A 16122-nucleotide genomic window follows, 5' to 3' on the forward strand; every position below is an offset into this window, starting at 1 on the left:
TAGCACAAAAATAATGTCCCTCTTAAACAAAGCTTTTACGGCCCTAACTGAAAAACGTCTAAGGCAGAGAATAAAAACAATATCAGCCCATGATAATTGATGGTAAAATGCCGCCAAAGTACAAACCTCGCAAGATAAAGAAGTAAAAGACCATGAAAACCCATTTTGATGAATTATTAGATTTCCCAACGGTATTAAATTTTAAAGTCATGGGCCTTGCCTGTGACGAATTGCCTGATTTAATTATTGCCGAGTTGCAAAAACATACTCCTGGTGATTATGTGCCAAAAATAAAAGCCAGTTCAAAAGGTACTTATCATTCGGTTTCTATTGCAGTAACCGTTACCAGTAAAGAGCATATTGAAACTATCTATAAAACCTTAATGGCTATTGAGCAAGTACGATACGTTTTATAACACGCTTTAACACCATCCGTTTTCAAGACCCTAGATTAACGAGGTTTGCCTAGTGCAGCAAAATTCAACCGTCGAGCAAGAGTTTATTAACCTTGCTGACTCATTAGTTATCCGACAATTAGATACCATGGATTACAGCCAAGTCTGGCATGCCATGAAAAGCTTTACTGATAATCGTGATGACAGTGTTGCCGATGAGTTATGGTTAGTAGAGCACCCGCCTGTTTTCACCCAAGGACAGGCCGGTAAAGCTGAGCACTTGTTAGTACCTGGTGATATTGAAATAGTAAAGGTAGACCGAGGTGGTCAAGTGACTTATCACGGCCCAGGTCAACAAGTGATTTACTGTATGATTAACCTGCGCCGTAAAAAAATTGGTGTTAGGCAATTAGTTACTTTGATAGAAAATAGTATCGTGGCAGCCTTAGCGGATTATAATATAGCCGCTTATCCTAAGGCCGACGCCCCCGGTGTTTATGTTGATGAGAAAAAAATTGCCTCATTAGGGTTACGAGTACGCAAAGGCTGCTCTTTTCATGGTTTAGCCATCAATGTCAATATGGATTTATCGCCATTTTTACGTATCAACCCCTGTGGTTATGCGGGTTTAGAAATGATACAAACGGTCGATTTACAAGGCCCAAAAGATACCGCCAGCGCAGGTACTGCGTTAGTAAAACATTTAATAACCTTACTTGCCGCTAAGAATGTTAGTTATCAAGCAGGTTTACCAAACGAGATGAACACGCATCATGAGTAGTGATTTGACTTCAGCAACAAAAACAGCCAATCGTGCAGCCGGCGAAAAATTTCGCGATGCCGATAAATTAGCTCACATTCCCATTAAAGTAGTCAGCTCAACAAAAGCTACTATGTTACGTAAACCAAGTTGGTTACGCATTAAATTACCTCGTTCGAGTGAACGTATTGATGCCATCAAAGCTAATTTACGTAAGCACAACCTGCACTCGGTATGTGAAGAAGCATCATGCCCAAACTTAGCAGAATGTTTTAATCACGGTACGGCTACCTTTATGATTTTAGGTGACCTATGTACCAGACGTTGCCCATTTTGTGATGTTGGCCATGGCCGCCCACTACCGCCCAACAAAGATGAACCGAAAAAACTTGCCCATAGTTTAAAAGATATGGGCTTAAAATACGTAGTTATTACCTCGGTAGATAGAGATGATTTACGTGATGGTGGCGCACAACAATTTGCCGATTGTGTAAAAGAAATTGGCGAGCAAGCGCCAAACACTAAAGTTGAGATTTTAGTGCCAGATTTTCGTGGTCGTATGGACAGAGCATTAGAAATACTTAATCAACATCCGCCGCATGTTTTTAACCATAATATGGAAACTGCGCCGCGCTTGTATACCAAGGTTCGTCCAGGTGCTAACTATCAATGGTCATTAGACTTACTGAAACGTTTTGGTGAAGCTAACCCTACTGTGCCAACTAAATCTGGCTTAATGGTCGGTTTAGGTGAAACTAACGAAGAAATTTTAGCGGTTATGCAAGACTTACGTAACCATGGCGTTACTATGCTCACTATCGGTCAATACTTACAACCAAGTAAAGACCATTTAGCGGTAGAACGTTATGTGCATCCAGATGATTTTGCCATGCTCGAACGTGAAGCTAAAAAAATGGGCTTTGTTCATGCTGCTTGTGGACCACTAGTACGCTCAAGTTATCATGCTGACAAGCAAGCTGCCGGTGAAGAAGTTAAGTAACTTCAACACAGACATGTTAGTGAATAAACCTAAAAAGCCAGTCGTATTGCAATAATACTACTGGCTTTTTACCTAGTTGAAATGATGACTAATGCTTATTAGTTATCCCAAGCATCCCAATCAAAGTCGGCATCAAGGGCATACGATCCGGTATGTAATTCACCACCTTGATGAGCTTTATCAATTTTATCGCCATCGGACTCAGCCCAGTCATAAAACTCCCAAAGAATAACAGCGGTATAAACCGTTTTTCCCTGGAAAATTTCACTGCCTTTCACTCTGATCAAATCACGACCAACAATGTCTCCACCTGGAGTAAATGAAAATGACAGCTCAATAACATTGGTAGCATAATCAGCTACTGTGCCATAAAAGGTTTCATCGTCCTCATTGCCTAATACTCCATCGTCACCATAGGTAGTAATCACGAAAGTACTTGCTGTTGAATCAAAGGCAATCCGTTCATCATCAACATACCAAGTAAGTCCCTCTAAGTTAGTTTTAGAAAAATCAGGAAGTTCTGCTTGGTTGGCACAATCTGCGACCGCGGCTTCAAAGTCATTAATCGAATAAAATACCGTTGGTTTATCGTTATCATCATCCCATGGCGATTCGGTATTACACATTATATTTGCAGTACCATCACCAGGTTCACTGGTACCATCAAAGTTTCTGCGATAGTCAGTAGAATGTGTTTGCCCGGTTGCCGGCACTATCGAGTAAATTCGCACTAACAAGGTCATGTTTGTTTGATCAAAATTAAGGTCATTTAACAAGTCTTGTGAAAACACCGATGAATCAACGGTCGTGCTGCTTGCATCTGGCGCAATGCTTTCATCTTCAACATCATAGTAGTTACCTTGGTTATCACTGATTTCAACCCTAATAGAATCAATAACAGTGCCCATTTGTAATGTCCATGAAACAGTTAAATCTTCATCTAAAGCAAAGTTATCAAAAGCAGTAAGGGCCTCAGCGGTTAATGCTGGATAGCGGCCAGTAGTTTCAGGTAAGTGCATTAATATTTTATCAAACATTGCCACTTCATTCCCGGTACTAACCATAGGCTGACCAGGTACAGTTAGGTCAAGTTGCTCGGTATATAATTTATAACGAATAATGTCGCCAACGACAAAAATCGTCGGGTCTACCTCCCCGGCAGATTCACCAAAGTCTGCATAATCCCCCTGATACATCTGCGATGTTTGATTATAGACTTGTAATTCACCTGCGCCTATGAATTCAGGATTACCTAAATAAACAATATCTTTCACGGTTTCGCCGTCGGTGCCGTCAATAATCGTCATGGTTCCAGAAGCTAATGGCGCATCATTGGTGCCATTATTTGTGAAGTCATTATCATAAAAGGAAACATTTAAGCCACAACCACCTGTCGTTGAATCAGTACCATCAAAGTCGTTACAATGGAAACTCAACAGGTCAGCTTCAAAGAATTGTTGATTACCTAAGAACTGCCAGACTAACTCACTGTTTCTTTGTAGTTGCCATGTTTCAATTTCGGCCTCAACGATGCCATGAAAACTCACGTTAAAGTCGACTGTCGCTGTACCTGCCGTTGAGTCAAGATCGCGCACTGATATGCTAGAGAAGTTAATACCTATGATACTAGGGTCGGTAGTAATGTCGGTTAAAAACTGACTCTTAGCTTGGTCTTCATGAAGAAATGTTTCCCCGAAAAAGTCACCAATGCTTGCCGACGTTGGTAAACCATCAGAAAATACTGCAGTGAAACTATTAAATAATGCCGCGATAGCTTGAGTGTCGCTGACTGCAGTAATCAAAGCAGCAGTGTCTACTACGATAACCGATTGGTTGTCATCCGGATCAGTAATATCATCTTCGATACTTGAGCCATCTAATATATTTTGTATTGTGGCAATATGCGTCGTTGGGTCTGTTTCAATTTGAATAATATCTAACGCGGCATCTAAACCAGAATGATCGGCACTAAAAGTCGTGGTGAGTAGGTTAATTGCTGAATCTAATCCAAGGGCATCAAATACCGCTTGTAGTTTTGCTTGCAGGGCATCTTCTTGGGCTGCAAGTTCTACTGGGTCTAGGTTTGTCGGCGAGGTTTCATCAAAAAAAGCTTCAGCTATTTGATGAGCAGCATTAGCAATGATCAAGTCGGTAAATGGCGTTATATTTACCGTACCATCTAAGGTCGCCTCTTCTGCATAGGAATGAAGTTTATAGGTTTTTCCGCCAACAGTGCCCTCGGCGCGTAATCTAAATGGTGGGGTTAAGTCCGTCACATCAACCGAGTAAGTACCATCTGCTTCGATTAATTCAGATATTGTTACCCCTAAGGAATCTTTAATAGTGACAGTACCAACAATAGCAGCTCCGGCGGCGGCCGTACCAGTTAGGGTTGGCGGTACCACAGTGACGGTACGAGTTAAAGTGCTAACATTACCAGCGTAGTCCGTGGCAGTAAATGTTAGGGTATAAGGACCTGCCTTCATGGTATCAACACTGCCCGTGATAACTACGCTAACTGCCCCGTCGACATTATCATTTGCTGTTGCCCCTGCATCGGTATAACTGCCATTGAGTAAAAAATTAACTTCAGCTTCCCCAATTAAAGTGATTATCGGAGCAACGGTATCAGCGGTCACTTTATCATCATCACCATAACTACTACCACCACACCCCGACAATAACAAGGTTAAAATCATTGCTGATAATAAAATAGCGCGAGGTTTTTGCCCCCAAAACTTAGATATTTTACACATAATAACCTTCATTTATTTTATAAGAGTGAAATAAATATAGGCTACTAACTAAGATTTCGCTACCAAGAGAGTTATCGCGTAAATGGTCATGGCTAAAAGGCTCTAGCGAATAATTAAAGAAATAATAATAATATCAATTAAGCTTTATGATAAATTGCCGCCGTGGCTCCTGCAGGATTGTTGAAAAAAACATATCGGTCTGTACCAACATTTTTAATATTAGTTACTAACCTTCCTCCGTGTTCATTAATTTTTTCGATTGAATGATCAAGGTCTTTAACAAAAAAATACGGTAACCACACCGCTGGCATATCTTTATTTTCACCTTTCATGACAAATACCGGTAGCGAAAGCTTGTCCAGTGGCTGGAGCCTTTTCTGATTCATTGTTATCTGCTGCACTGTCTGTTTTGGGTGGGGTCATAACAAAATCATGATAAGTTTCCCCATCAAGGCTCATTGGCATTGGCTCACTATTCCAACCTAAAACGCTTTGATAAAATCGACTCACCGCCTGTGCATCCGGTACAGATAAATCCATCCAAGCCATTTCTCCCAGTTTTTCTCCATACATAATACGGTCTCTCTCTACTAAATGAAGCGAGAAAATGGGCTTGTAGTTAGTGGAATATACGCCCCTGAAAACCATAGTAGCTAACCATCGATACTTTCACTGGTCGGCATACTCAACTTAGGATTTTTCGGGTAAAACTTATCCGGCATACAACTAATATGTTCAAAAAATCGGGTGTCTTTATACGGTAGTTTCATAAAGCCTGAAATACCAATGCCATTGATGATCGGTAATAAGGCTAAAATTTTAGCTAAGCACTGCTTAAATTCCGTCTCTTTTTCATGGTTTAACAGCCTTAAATAACTGTGGATTTTTAAATGTTTCGGTAAAACTTCAAAAATAATACAGCCGGTATGGTGAATAAGGTTTAGCTCAGCTAGCACAGCCATCAATTCATCGGGAAGGTATAAATACTCATCGGGATCCTTACCATCTTCAAAATAAGAGTGTAAGCGGGTTACATCATCAACATCAGGTACATCACTGACTTCAAAAACTATGGCTTGGTTACTGTCAGCAATAAAAGCTTGATTCTCACTAAGACGTTCAACATGCAACGTATTACGGGCGTTGAATAAACAACTTTTAAAAACACCAACACGGAATATCCCTTGGGCTAAATGAATAATATTATTTACCGCACTGGTAAAAGAAATTTTTAATGCCTCGTCAAATAAGGTTAAGTTTGAATCAATATAAACCCCTTCCTTGGCCCAACGAATGGCAATACCGCCAACGACAGGGAAATTCCCTAATCGGCTTAAGGCCGCAATAAAGGCTTTTTCATTATCCCCCATGCCCATAAGATAATTCTTATAATATTTATCTAGTTGCGCATCATCAATGCCCGATAAGCTATCATAATGGGTTTGCTCACGTAAAAATGACTTTCTTGAGCCATACACTACGGTATCTATTTGCTCACTTTGAGGTTTCACCCATACTGGGATCTTTGCAATAGCCTTTATTGTGGTAGGTTTATCCGCCAAGACAACTTGTTTGAGGTAATGAAGGTTGTTAAAAAAGTAATCCCCTGCCTGGCTGCGCAACCTTTTATCATCACTTAACATGCCGGTTAATACTTGCGCGAGTAACTTGGGCAAGCCTAAAGAATTCACTGGTATCACTTTTACGCCATAACGGCATGATTGTCCCGATGCTAATGCATACAAGGTTGCAGCTAAACCTTGTTCATCAAATCGTGGCGTTGATAAGCCGCCATTTAGTTGTTCCGGGCCAATAAAATAGACATCACCTAATCTGGCATTGCTATGCTGTAAGTCACTGCTCATAAGTTCCATTACGTTGGTGCTCGTGCTCTGTTGATTACAATCGAGCTGTGCACTCACCGATGATCCCCAATCAATAAGCTGTACTTTACCCGTACTTTTATCATAAACCAGATTCGACGGTTTGATATCACCATGGACGATAGGCTTTAATTGTTTATGGTTATCGGCCTGACGTAAATACAACAATATATCCGCTAATTGTAAGGCGATACTTACTACCAACTCAGGTGGTAAGGGTCCCTCTTGCAGCGATAATTTTTCTAAGTCTAACCCTGGGGCTCTACCCATTTGCAAGATAGATTGCCGCTTAATCTTCTGGTACTCAATCACCTTGGGGATTTGTGGGTGATCGAGTTGACCTTGAATATCCGCCTCTTCTGCTAAGCGGTCTTGAACGTGCTGAGGTAAGTTAATACGCGAGAATTTAAAAACAACGGGCAACTCGTCCTTTAAATCGTCTTTGCCCTTGATACCAGAAAAAACGAAGCCATACGCGCCTTTACCTAACAGTGCTACCTCTTCAAAGCCAAGTTGCTTTAATTGTTGCTGACAAAGTTCAACCCATTGTTTTAATTTAGTCGCATCTTTATGACTAAGTAAGTAAATTGATTGCTCTTGAGCAATATAGAAATGCTGTAGTTTTTTATTGGTCACTTTTATTGCTCACTGCTGTTTGCCACTTTCGTTTAACACTCGTTTTAACCGCTCAAGCTGTTACTTAATACCATGCTCTCTTAGCTTCATCGCTATTTTATTATGAGAAACATTCAAACGTTCAGCTAGTTTACGTGTTGTTGGAAATAATGGATATAAATCCGCCAATAACTTCGCTTCAAAATCGCTCTGCGCGCTAGACCAATTTTTAATGGTTTTTCTGGCAACATCGTTACTTTGGGAGGTATTAGCCGAATGTTTTTTCAGTACTTGTTGTAAGTCATCTGCGCTAATATTGCCGCCGGTATTTAAAGCGACTACGCTAAATAATACATTTTGTAATTGCCTAATATTACCTGGCCAAGGAAATGCCTGTAATAAGGCTAGTGCTTGCCCGGTCAGTTTAGGCTTAGTAAAATTGCTTGCTTGACTGTTACGGACTTGTTTTACTGCATTGTCTATAAATAAATTAGCTAACAGGCTCATATCCGTAATACGATCTCGAAGTGGCGGTAGTTCAATACTAAGCACATTTAGCCGATAATAAAGGTCTTCTCTGAAAGTTTTTTCAACCATTAACTTGGCTAAATTTTGATGGCTAGCACTGACAATACGAACATTAGCCACGAGTTCTTTAGTACCACCAACACGGCGATAAGTTAAGTCTTGTAAAAAACGTAATAACTTAGCTTGTAAATACGGTGACATTTCAGCAATTTCATCTAAAAACAAACAACCGCCTTCCGCCAATTCAACTAAGCCTGGTTTTCCGCCTTTTTTCGCGCCCGTAAACGCTCCACTGGCATAACCAAAGAGTTCACTCTCTAATAAATGCTCAGGCAATGCCGAACAATTAATGGCTAAAAAAGGCGCTTTAGCTCTTGAACTCGCCTGATGTAAAGCCCGGGCAATTAACTCTTTACCGGTACCCGTTTCACCACTAATCAGTACCGGTAAGTCCAATTCAGCAAAACGCCGCCCCTGGTCTTTAATTAAACTGATACTTTTTGATTGACCAATTATATTGTCAAAGCTGTGCTCTTGATGGCTTTGCAATAATGATATTTGTCGACCTAGGGTATTCATAGACCGCAGCAGTAATACTGAGCCATTAACTTGGTTACTCTTATTTAGTGCCGGCTTGGTAGCAGAATTGGAAGAGGTATGAGATAAAACCGGACTTATATCAAGAATGTATGCTTTACCTTGAATGGTAATAGCTTGGCTTGTTGCAGCATTGGAGAGCATAGCCTTGTTTATTTTGCCAATAAAATGGTCAATTGGTTTACCCAAGTAATCTGTCGCCATAAAGTCAGACTTAAGCCCTGCTGCTTTTGGCATAAGTTTATGACTGGCCTTATTCATCGCTAAAATCACCCCTTGATCATCCACATCAATAATAGGCTCAGGCATTTTATCTAATAATGCTTGCAAGTGATTTTCTCGTTGCTCGCTAGGTAATAAATTAATAGGCTCGACACTTATCAGCCCAACGATATTAACTAAGCAATGCTGAATCTTAGCCAAGGTCAATTCATCATACTCAACATGCAAATAAGTAAAACAGCTGATGATTTCTACTGCTTTTAAGTTCCACGCTTGCTTAGCGAACACCGCTAATATTTCTTGTGAAATACCAATTCGGTCATTAGATTCAATAACAATACGCATAAAAGCTACACTTTAAAATAGGCTGTACTATAAATATGACACAGTAACAATAATAGTACAAAGCCATAAGCTATTAATAATCCCTTATAAAATCATACTTAATGGCTCAAATTAGTTAATAAAGCTCGGTTCACAACCCACCACTGTCATAAATATATTACAGTCAAATTAAATACCTCCTGTAAAAAAACCTAACCAACTGAAAAACAATGACTTTTTTAGTTGGCAATAAAATTGCACTAATAAAGCTAAAGAAAAGTTAAAGAGAAGAACACTTCAAATATAACAATAATAATCTAACCTATTATGGAAGACGCTATGACCCAGTTTAAGAGCCAAAATATAGAAACTAAAGCCATTCACGCCGGCAGAATTAATGATGAGCAGTTTGGCTCACTAGCCACGCCTTTATATCAAACCTCTACCTTTATTTTTGATAGTGCTCAGCAAGGTGGCGACCGATTTTCTGGTGAAAGCGAAGGTTATATCTACACACGCTTAGGCAATCCTACCACTCGCCAACTGGAGCAACGAGTTGCTGCTATGGAATGCATGGATGATGCCGCTGCAACGGCTACAGGAATGGCTGCGGTCTCAGCGGCTCTACTGACTAATTTACAAGCTGGCGACCATATGATTTCATCAAAAGCCGTTTATGGCTGTTCATTCGCCTTGATGAATCACATGCTTAAAAAGTTCGCTATAGAAGTGACTTTTGTCGATATGACTGAGCCTGAAAATATCAAAGCCGCGATAAAAGAAAATACTAAGTTAATCTTTTTAGAAACGCCAATTAACCCAAATTTGGTGGTATTAGATTTAGAAAAAATCTGTGCCATTGCCAAAGAGTATAAATTATTATCCATAGTAGATAACACCTTTCTTACTCCTGTTTTACAGCAGCCCGCTAAATTTGGCGCCGATATTGTGGTGCACAGTGCCACTAAATACCTCAACGGTCATGGTGATGTTGTCGCTGGCATTGTTTGTGCTAGTTTTGAGATGATCAACGAAATAAAAATGACCACCTTAAAAGACATTGGCGCAACCATAAGTCCCCATGATGCTTGGTTGATTATGCGCGGCCTTAAAACGTTACCTATACGCATGGATAGACATTGCAGCAATGCTCAAACCGTCGCTGAGTTTTTAGAGCAACATCCTATGGTGGCAGAAGTATATTACCCTGGCCTTAAAAGTCACTCCGGATACAAGTTTATAGGTAAACAAATGAAAGCCGCAGGTGGTGTGATTGCTTTTGAATTAAATACCGACCTCACCGGCGGCACAACCTTTATCGATGCGATGGAGCTTTTCTCCATTGCGGTGAGTTTAGGTGATGCTGAGTCATTGATTCAACATCCAGCGTCCATGACACACTCACCTTATACACCCGAAGAACGAGCAGAGGCAGGCATTAGCGATAGCTTGATCAGAATTTCAGTTGGCTTAGAACATGTCGACGATCTTATTGCCGATTTATCGCAAGCCTTAGCACAGGTGACTAAAGGTAAAGCCGACAATGTTACCTGTATTACTAAAGCATCTAGTGCTGCTTAACTAATATTAGTTATGATTAGTGACCATTAATTATGATGTGCAGTAGTCATTATAATTTGGCATTTATATCGCGGCTGAATGCTAACGTTAGTGCCAGTGTTAGATGTTAGATGTTAGATGTTAGATGTTAGATGTTAGATGTTAGATGTTAGAAAAGTCTAACAAAAAAAAGCCTCAATATGTGAATAACATATTGAGGCTTTTTAATTAATCTCTATGGTAATTTATTACCTGAAAGCTATTTATCAGCAAAAATCACTTATCGGCAAAACTATTTCTCCGCGAAGATAATCGCTAATTGTGGCAATAACTTATCTTTTAGCACGGTTAGTTCTTCAGCTGAATAAGGCGTTAAAGCTTGCTGACCCCAAATAGGTTTTGGCCATTGTGCGTCATCTTTAAAACGAACCACATGATGAACATGTAGTTGCTCGACCACATTACCTAGTGCGGCAACATTCATTTTATCGCCGCTAAAGACTTGCATAAGCAATTCACTCAATAAGCTCGATTCATTGAGTAATTGTTGCTGTTGCAGCCAATCTAGCTGGTAAATTTCACTGATATCAGCAACTTTCGGTACTAAAATAAACCAAGGGTAAGCACTATCGTTACATAGTAGTAATTTACACAAGGGAAAGTCGGCCAACTCAATACTATCTTTTTCCAACTGTGCATGTAGGGTGAAAAGTGTCGTTTCGCTCATATCAAAACCTTATTAATCAGTGCTTTACAAACAATCTATTATCAACAAATGTACTACCGATAAAAATTAACGTTTATTCTTACGTCCACGACCACGAGCAGTCTTTTTAGCTTCTCGTGCAGCAATACGTTTCTCTTCTAATTCGGCAAAGTGCAGATTCTCTGCCACTACGATATCTGGTAACTCAAAAGAAATAGGCCCTAGGGTTTTATCACGAATTTCATTGATCAAAATTACCGACGCTTTGTATAAATCTACTCGGCCACCACTTTTAACACAACCGCGTCTTCTGCCAATAGCTTCAATTAGGTCTTCTTCATGCTCAGGTAATTCGTCAAGCTCATAACGATCCATTAGCCGTTTTGGATAATTCTTCAGTAAGTAGTCTGCGGCAAAGTAGGCAATATCGTCATGATCAAAGGCTGTATCTTTCACCGCACCCGAGACCGCTAAACGATAGCCAGAGTTTTCATTGTAAATTTTAGGCCACAACATGCCAGGCGTATCGAAAAGGTATAAACCTTCTTCAAGACGAATACGCTGCTGACCTTTAGTGACTGCGGGCTCATTACCCACTTTAGCTTTTGCTTTACCGACTAAGGTATTAAGTAATGTGGATTTACCAACATTAGGTATACCCATTATCATCGCGTTAATTTGTTTACCTTCTTCATCTTTATTAGGCACCATTTTTCTAATTAAATGAATAAGGTTTTTTGCGACGCTCGGCTGCTCAGTGGTTAAAGCAATCGCTTTGACATTATGCTGAGATTCTAAATAATCTAACCAAATTTTGGTGACCGCAGGATCGGCTAAATCACTTTTATTCAGTATCTTTATCAGTGGTTTATCGCCTCGGATCTCAGTGATCATGGGGTTTTCACTACTAAAGGGTAAACGCGCATCACACACTTCAATAACCACATCTATTTGCGGTAATATCTCTTTTATTTCTTTTTGCGCTTTGTGCATGTGGCCTGGAAACCAGTTAATCGCCATGAAAATCCTAATTTAACTAATAAATAATAAATAATGCGCTAATTTTAACAAGTTTTTAGCCAAGGTGGCTAGCCATACTGACAATTTAGTTTAAACAAGCTATAGCAAACGGCTTAAGTAACGCTCTTTGTATTGACGGGGACTGATACCGTAGAGCTTTTTGAAACATCGACTAAAGTGACTGGTATTACTAAAACCTAAAGTAAAGCACGTTTGCGTTATCTGCTGCCCCGTCTTTAATAGACCTGCAGCTTGTTTAAGTCGTCTTTGTAATTGATAGGCCATAGGACTACAGCCTAAGTGCAACTTAAATTCATAGAAAAACTTGGTCCTGCTCATACAAGCAATCCGCGCCAAGTCATCAATATTTAGATGTTCAGCTAAATTCAGTTCAAGGTGGTTTAACGCGGCATTTAAACCATTGTTATCTGGCTCTTGCTGTGAAAATGCCAAAATAAAATCACGGGTTTTTTGATGTAATAATCTAATGGTCAATTCTGATACCGCTAGAGCAACCATGGCACTGCGATCAGGATGGTTTTCGGTATAGATATGCACAATACGGTTTAATACACTTTGTGTTTCACTATTATGATGGGTATGCACAAGTTTATTGTCATATTGCCAATGACCAAAGACCTGATTTAACGGTTGCTGCTGGTTTAACATGGCTGAAACTTGCTGCACCCGCTCCCTTGATATCTCTATCGCTAAACACGTGGTCGGCTGGGAGATTTGTGCAATGGGAAAATCAATTTCTACCGAGCTGCCCGGCGCCATAATAAAAGATTCATGGGGTAAAAATTCACCATGAAAATCATTTTGCGTGCTATGCATCACTTTTTTACCCGTCACCATAGCGCAAAAAAGCAGTTGATCCGACTGTAACTTAACCTTCTTGGCTTGTTGATAAGTATCATAAATACTCAATTCAGACTCCGGACCGGCAAAGCTGATTTTATTTTCAACCAGTACCTTAGGAGGGTGTCTGACACTATCTATCGCTTGTCTGATCATAAAAGTTTATCCGCTAATTTGAACTAGTAGGCAAGTTTTCTGAATTTACAGCACAGTTAAGCATTCGCTTATTGACTAAGGTAAATAAACTTGACCAAAAATACAACAATAAAAACTATCGACCCTAGTAATTACACTTCAGAGGAAATATTATGATTTATGCAAATCCCGGCTCAGAAAAGGCTCTAATTACCTTCAAAAAACGTTATCAAAACTTTATTGGTGGCCAGTGGGTTGAACCTCAAAATGGAAAATACTTTGATAATATTAGTCCAATCAATGGGCAAGTATTTTGTCAAATCCCACAATCTGATCACCTTGATATTGAACTTGCCCTCGACGCGGCACATAAAGCAAAAGATGCCTGGGGTACTACATCGGTAACTGACCGCTCAAATGCTTTATTGAAAATTGCTGACCGCCTTGAACAAAACTTAGAATTACTTGCTGTTGCCGAAACGTGGGATAACGGTAAAGCAATAAGAGAGACCTTAGCGGCAGATATTCCTCTGGCCGTTGATCACTTCCGCTACTTTGCTGGCTGTTTACGCGCACAAGAAGGCTCATTAGCTGAGTTAGATGAGAAAACTGTTTCTTATCATTTTCATGAACCTTTAGGTGTGGTTGGTCAAATTATCCCATGGAACTTCCCCATCCTTATGGCGGCTTGGAAGTTAGCGCCCGCATTAGCGGCAGGTAACTGTGTCATATTAAAACCTGCAGAGCAGACCCCCGCTTCAATTTTAGTATTGATGGAGTTAATTGAAGACATTTTGCCGGCAGGCGTACTCAATATTGTTAATGGTTTTGGCGCTGAGGCAGGAGCAGCATTGGCTAGCAGTACACGCATAGCTAAAATTGCTTTTACGGGTTCAACACCTGTTGGTCAAAAAATAATGCAAGCCGCGGCAAAAAATATTATCCCGTCAACGGTAGAGCTTGGCGGTAAATCGCCAAATATTTTCTTTGAAGATGTGCTTGATCATGAAGATGAGTATTTAAGTAAATGTATTGAAGGCGCTGTACTTGCCTACTTTAACCAAGGTGAAGTATGTACCTGCCCATCACGTTTATTCGTTCAAGAAGATATTTATGATAAATTTGTCGAAAAAGTCATCGAACGCACTAAAGCGATAACTCGCGGTAACCCCTTAGATACAACAACCATGGTGGGCGCACAGGCATCAAAGCAGCAGTTTGATAAGATCTTAAGTTATATCCAAATCGGTAAAGATGAAGGCGCGGAAGTACTTATGGGTGGTAACGTTGAACAATTAACCGATGAACTTAACAGTGGTTTTTATATTCAACCGACCTTACTTAAAGGTACAAATGATATGAGGGTCTTTCAAGAAGAAATTTTTGGCCCTGTTATTTCAGTCTGCACTTTTAAAGATGAAGCTGAAGCACTTGAGTTAGCAAATAGTTCTGAATTTGGTTTAGGTGCGGGTGTTTGGTCACGTGATATGAATCGCGCTTATCGCATGGGACGTAAAATTCAAGCGGGCCGTGTTTGGACTAATTGTTACCACATCTACCCTGCCCATGCTGCCTTTGGTGGTTATAAAAAATCGGGTGTGGGTCGTGAAACCCATAAAATGGCGTTAGAACAATATCAACAAACCAAAAATTTACTGGTAAGTTACGATATTAACCCTCTGGGTTTTTTCTAACTCAGTTAATCCAAACTAGGCTAAGCCAAACGAGTTTAAATACATAAGTATTTACATAATGCCCATATCACATTAGTGATATGGGCATTATTTTTCTGGCTAACCGCTAGCTAATTGCTGATAATGCTAATCATAAACCTTCTCTATCATTCAAGAATTAGCTATAAATTTATGAGTAAAAAATTTTACGTCATCTGGAAAGGTGCAAAAACCGGTGTTTTCACTACTTGGCCTGAAGTACAGCAACATACTGCCGGTCGCTCTGATGCACAATACATGGGTTTTGAATCAAAAAGTGCCGCCGAGCAAGCGTTTGCTTCAACTTATACCAAAGCATTAATGCAACGTTCTTTAAGTAAAAATAGCGGAGCAAGTGCTGCGTCACCCTCTAGCCGGAAAACTACGAGCAAAACAGCGAGTAAAAGTACTGGTGCTAAAACGGCAACTATAAGCCCTAATGGCCCAAGTGATATTGAAATATATTGTGATGGTGCATGCTCACCTAATCCTGGAAAATCAGGCACCGGCCTAGCGGTTTATGAACTAGGTAAAGTTACCTCTTTGTATTACGGTTTGTATCAGCCAAACGGTACCAATAATACTGCCGAGTTAAACGGTTTACTTTCTTCATTTCAAATAGCGCAGCACTTTATTGATAAAGATAAAGAGCAAAGTATTTGTATCCTCTCTGATTCAAAATATTCAATTGACTGTATCACTAAGTGGGCAAAAGGTTGGCAAGCCAAGGGGTGGACTCGTGGAAAAGGCGAAGAAGTCAAAAACTTAGCGCTAGTACAACAATGTTATGCGCTTTATAAAACCATGCACACTAAGATCACTATTCGTCATGTTAAAGCCCATGCCAATATAGAAGGTAATGAATTGGCCGATAGAATGGCCGTATTAGCCAGAAAAAAACACCAAGAAGCTATGATACGTTATAGCGAGGAAATTAACATCAAAGCTCTTCTTGCCCTCGAATCTGGTTAAATGGTTCTGAAACTAAGCCGTTCACAATTTAAGCGAGCCTAATTAAACTTATTTAAAACTAAACTGACTTAATACT

Annotated in this window: 14 protein-coding genes; 6 read left to right on the top strand and 8 right to left on the bottom strand. The window is 39.9% G+C overall.

Going from position 1 to position 16122, the window contains the following annotated elements; genetic code table 11:
* Positions 1-152: 152 nt before the first annotated feature.
* The 3 genes from ybeD to lipA are packed head-to-tail and all read left to right on the top strand — an operon-like array spanning position 153 to position 2155.
* On the top strand, positions 153-416 hold the full coding sequence (gene ybeD, locus F580_RS0121530) for a DUF493 family protein YbeD (RefSeq protein WP_019029834.1): 264 nt from the start codon (positions 153-155) through the stop codon (positions 414-416).
* A gap of 52 nt (positions 417-468) precedes the next feature.
* On the top strand, positions 469-1176 hold the full coding sequence (gene lipB, locus F580_RS0121535) for a lipoyl(octanoyl) transferase LipB (RefSeq protein ID WP_019029835.1): 708 nt from the start codon (positions 469-471) through the stop codon (positions 1174-1176).
* Positions 1169-2155: a lipoyl synthase gene (gene lipA, locus F580_RS0121540; protein ID WP_019029836.1), complete on the top strand. Its 987-nt coding sequence runs from the start codon at positions 1169-1171 to the stop codon at positions 2153-2155. Before lipB ends, lipA begins: the two co-directional genes overlap by 8 nt.
* A 98-nt stretch (positions 2156-2253) precedes the next feature.
* Here lipA and F580_RS0121545 read toward each other — a convergent pair whose 3' ends face one another.
* The 5 genes from F580_RS0121545 to F580_RS0121565 form a co-directional block, all read right to left on the bottom strand.
* Positions 2254-4911 carry a DUF5011 domain-containing protein gene (locus F580_RS0121545; RefSeq protein ID WP_019029837.1) on the bottom strand — a complete coding sequence of 886 codons (2658 nt, stop codon included), beginning with the start codon at positions 4909-4911 and terminating at the stop codon, positions 2254-2256.
* 137 nt (positions 4912-5048) lie between these two features.
* Positions 5049-5243 (bottom strand): VOC family protein, encoded by a 195-nt coding sequence (locus F580_RS0121550; protein ID WP_026301600.1) that lies wholly within the window; start codon positions 5241-5243, stop codon positions 5049-5051.
* A complete protein-coding gene (locus F580_RS0121555) occupies positions 5233-5484 on the bottom strand; it encodes a VOC family protein (protein WP_157443211.1) in 252 nt (83 codons plus the stop codon). The genes F580_RS0121550 and F580_RS0121555 overlap by 11 nt, the downstream gene beginning before the upstream one ends.
* Before the next feature lie 80 nt (positions 5485-5564).
* Entirely contained in the window at positions 5565-7430 is a 1866-nt protein-coding gene (locus tag F580_RS0121560; RefSeq protein WP_019029838.1) for a protein kinase domain-containing protein, read from the bottom strand.
* A 60-nt stretch (positions 7431-7490) separates the two neighbouring features.
* Positions 7491-9101, bottom strand: coding sequence for a sigma 54-interacting transcriptional regulator (locus tag F580_RS0121565; protein ID WP_019029839.1), 1611 nt, complete (start codon positions 9099-9101; stop codon positions 7491-7493).
* Positions 9102-9419: 318 nt separating this feature from the next.
* Here F580_RS0121565 and megL point away from each other — a divergent pair, with 318 nt between their 5' ends.
* Complete coding sequence (megL, locus tag F580_RS0121570; protein ID WP_040357833.1) at positions 9420-10661, top strand: methionine gamma-lyase; 1242 nt, start codon at positions 9420-9422, stop codon at positions 10659-10661.
* A 271-nt stretch (positions 10662-10932) separates the two neighbouring features.
* On the opposite strand, the gene F580_RS0121575 is transcribed toward megL, so the two are convergent.
* The 3 genes from F580_RS0121575 to F580_RS0121585 all read right to left on the bottom strand — a co-directional run bounded on the left by F580_RS0121575 (position 10933) and on the right by F580_RS0121585 (position 13383).
* The gene (locus tag F580_RS0121575) at positions 10933-11367 is read right to left on the bottom strand and encodes an HIT domain-containing protein (protein ID WP_019029841.1); all 435 of its coding nucleotides are present in this window, start codon (positions 11365-11367) and stop codon (positions 10933-10935) included.
* Between the two features lie 66 nt (positions 11368-11433).
* The gene (gene ylqF / locus F580_RS0121580; RefSeq protein ID WP_019029842.1) at positions 11434-12366 is read right to left on the bottom strand and encodes a ribosome biogenesis GTPase YlqF; all 933 of its coding nucleotides are present in this window, start codon (positions 12364-12366) and stop codon (positions 11434-11436) included.
* Positions 12367-12465: 99 nt separating this feature from the next.
* Complete coding sequence (locus F580_RS0121585) at positions 12466-13383, bottom strand: helix-turn-helix domain-containing protein (protein ID WP_019029843.1); 918 nt, start codon at positions 13381-13383, stop codon at positions 12466-12468.
* Positions 13384-13535: 152 nt separating this feature from the next.
* On the opposite strand from F580_RS0121585, the gene exaC reads away from it, so the two are divergent.
* Both exaC and F580_RS0121595 read left to right on the top strand, forming a co-directional pair.
* Entirely contained in the window at positions 13536-15056 is a 1521-nt protein-coding gene (exaC, locus tag F580_RS0121590; RefSeq protein ID WP_019029844.1) for an acetaldehyde dehydrogenase ExaC, read from the top strand.
* A gap of 171 nt (positions 15057-15227) precedes the next feature.
* Positions 15228-16046 (top strand): ribonuclease H family protein, encoded by an 819-nt coding sequence (locus F580_RS0121595; protein ID WP_019029845.1) that lies wholly within the window; start codon positions 15228-15230, stop codon positions 16044-16046.
* Positions 16047-16122: the final 76 nt, after the last annotated feature.

Origin of the sequence: Colwellia piezophila ATCC BAA-637 (assembly GCF_000378625.1) — a bacterium.
GTDB classification, from domain to species: domain Bacteria; phylum Pseudomonadota; class Gammaproteobacteria; order Enterobacterales; family Alteromonadaceae; genus Colwellia; species Colwellia piezophila.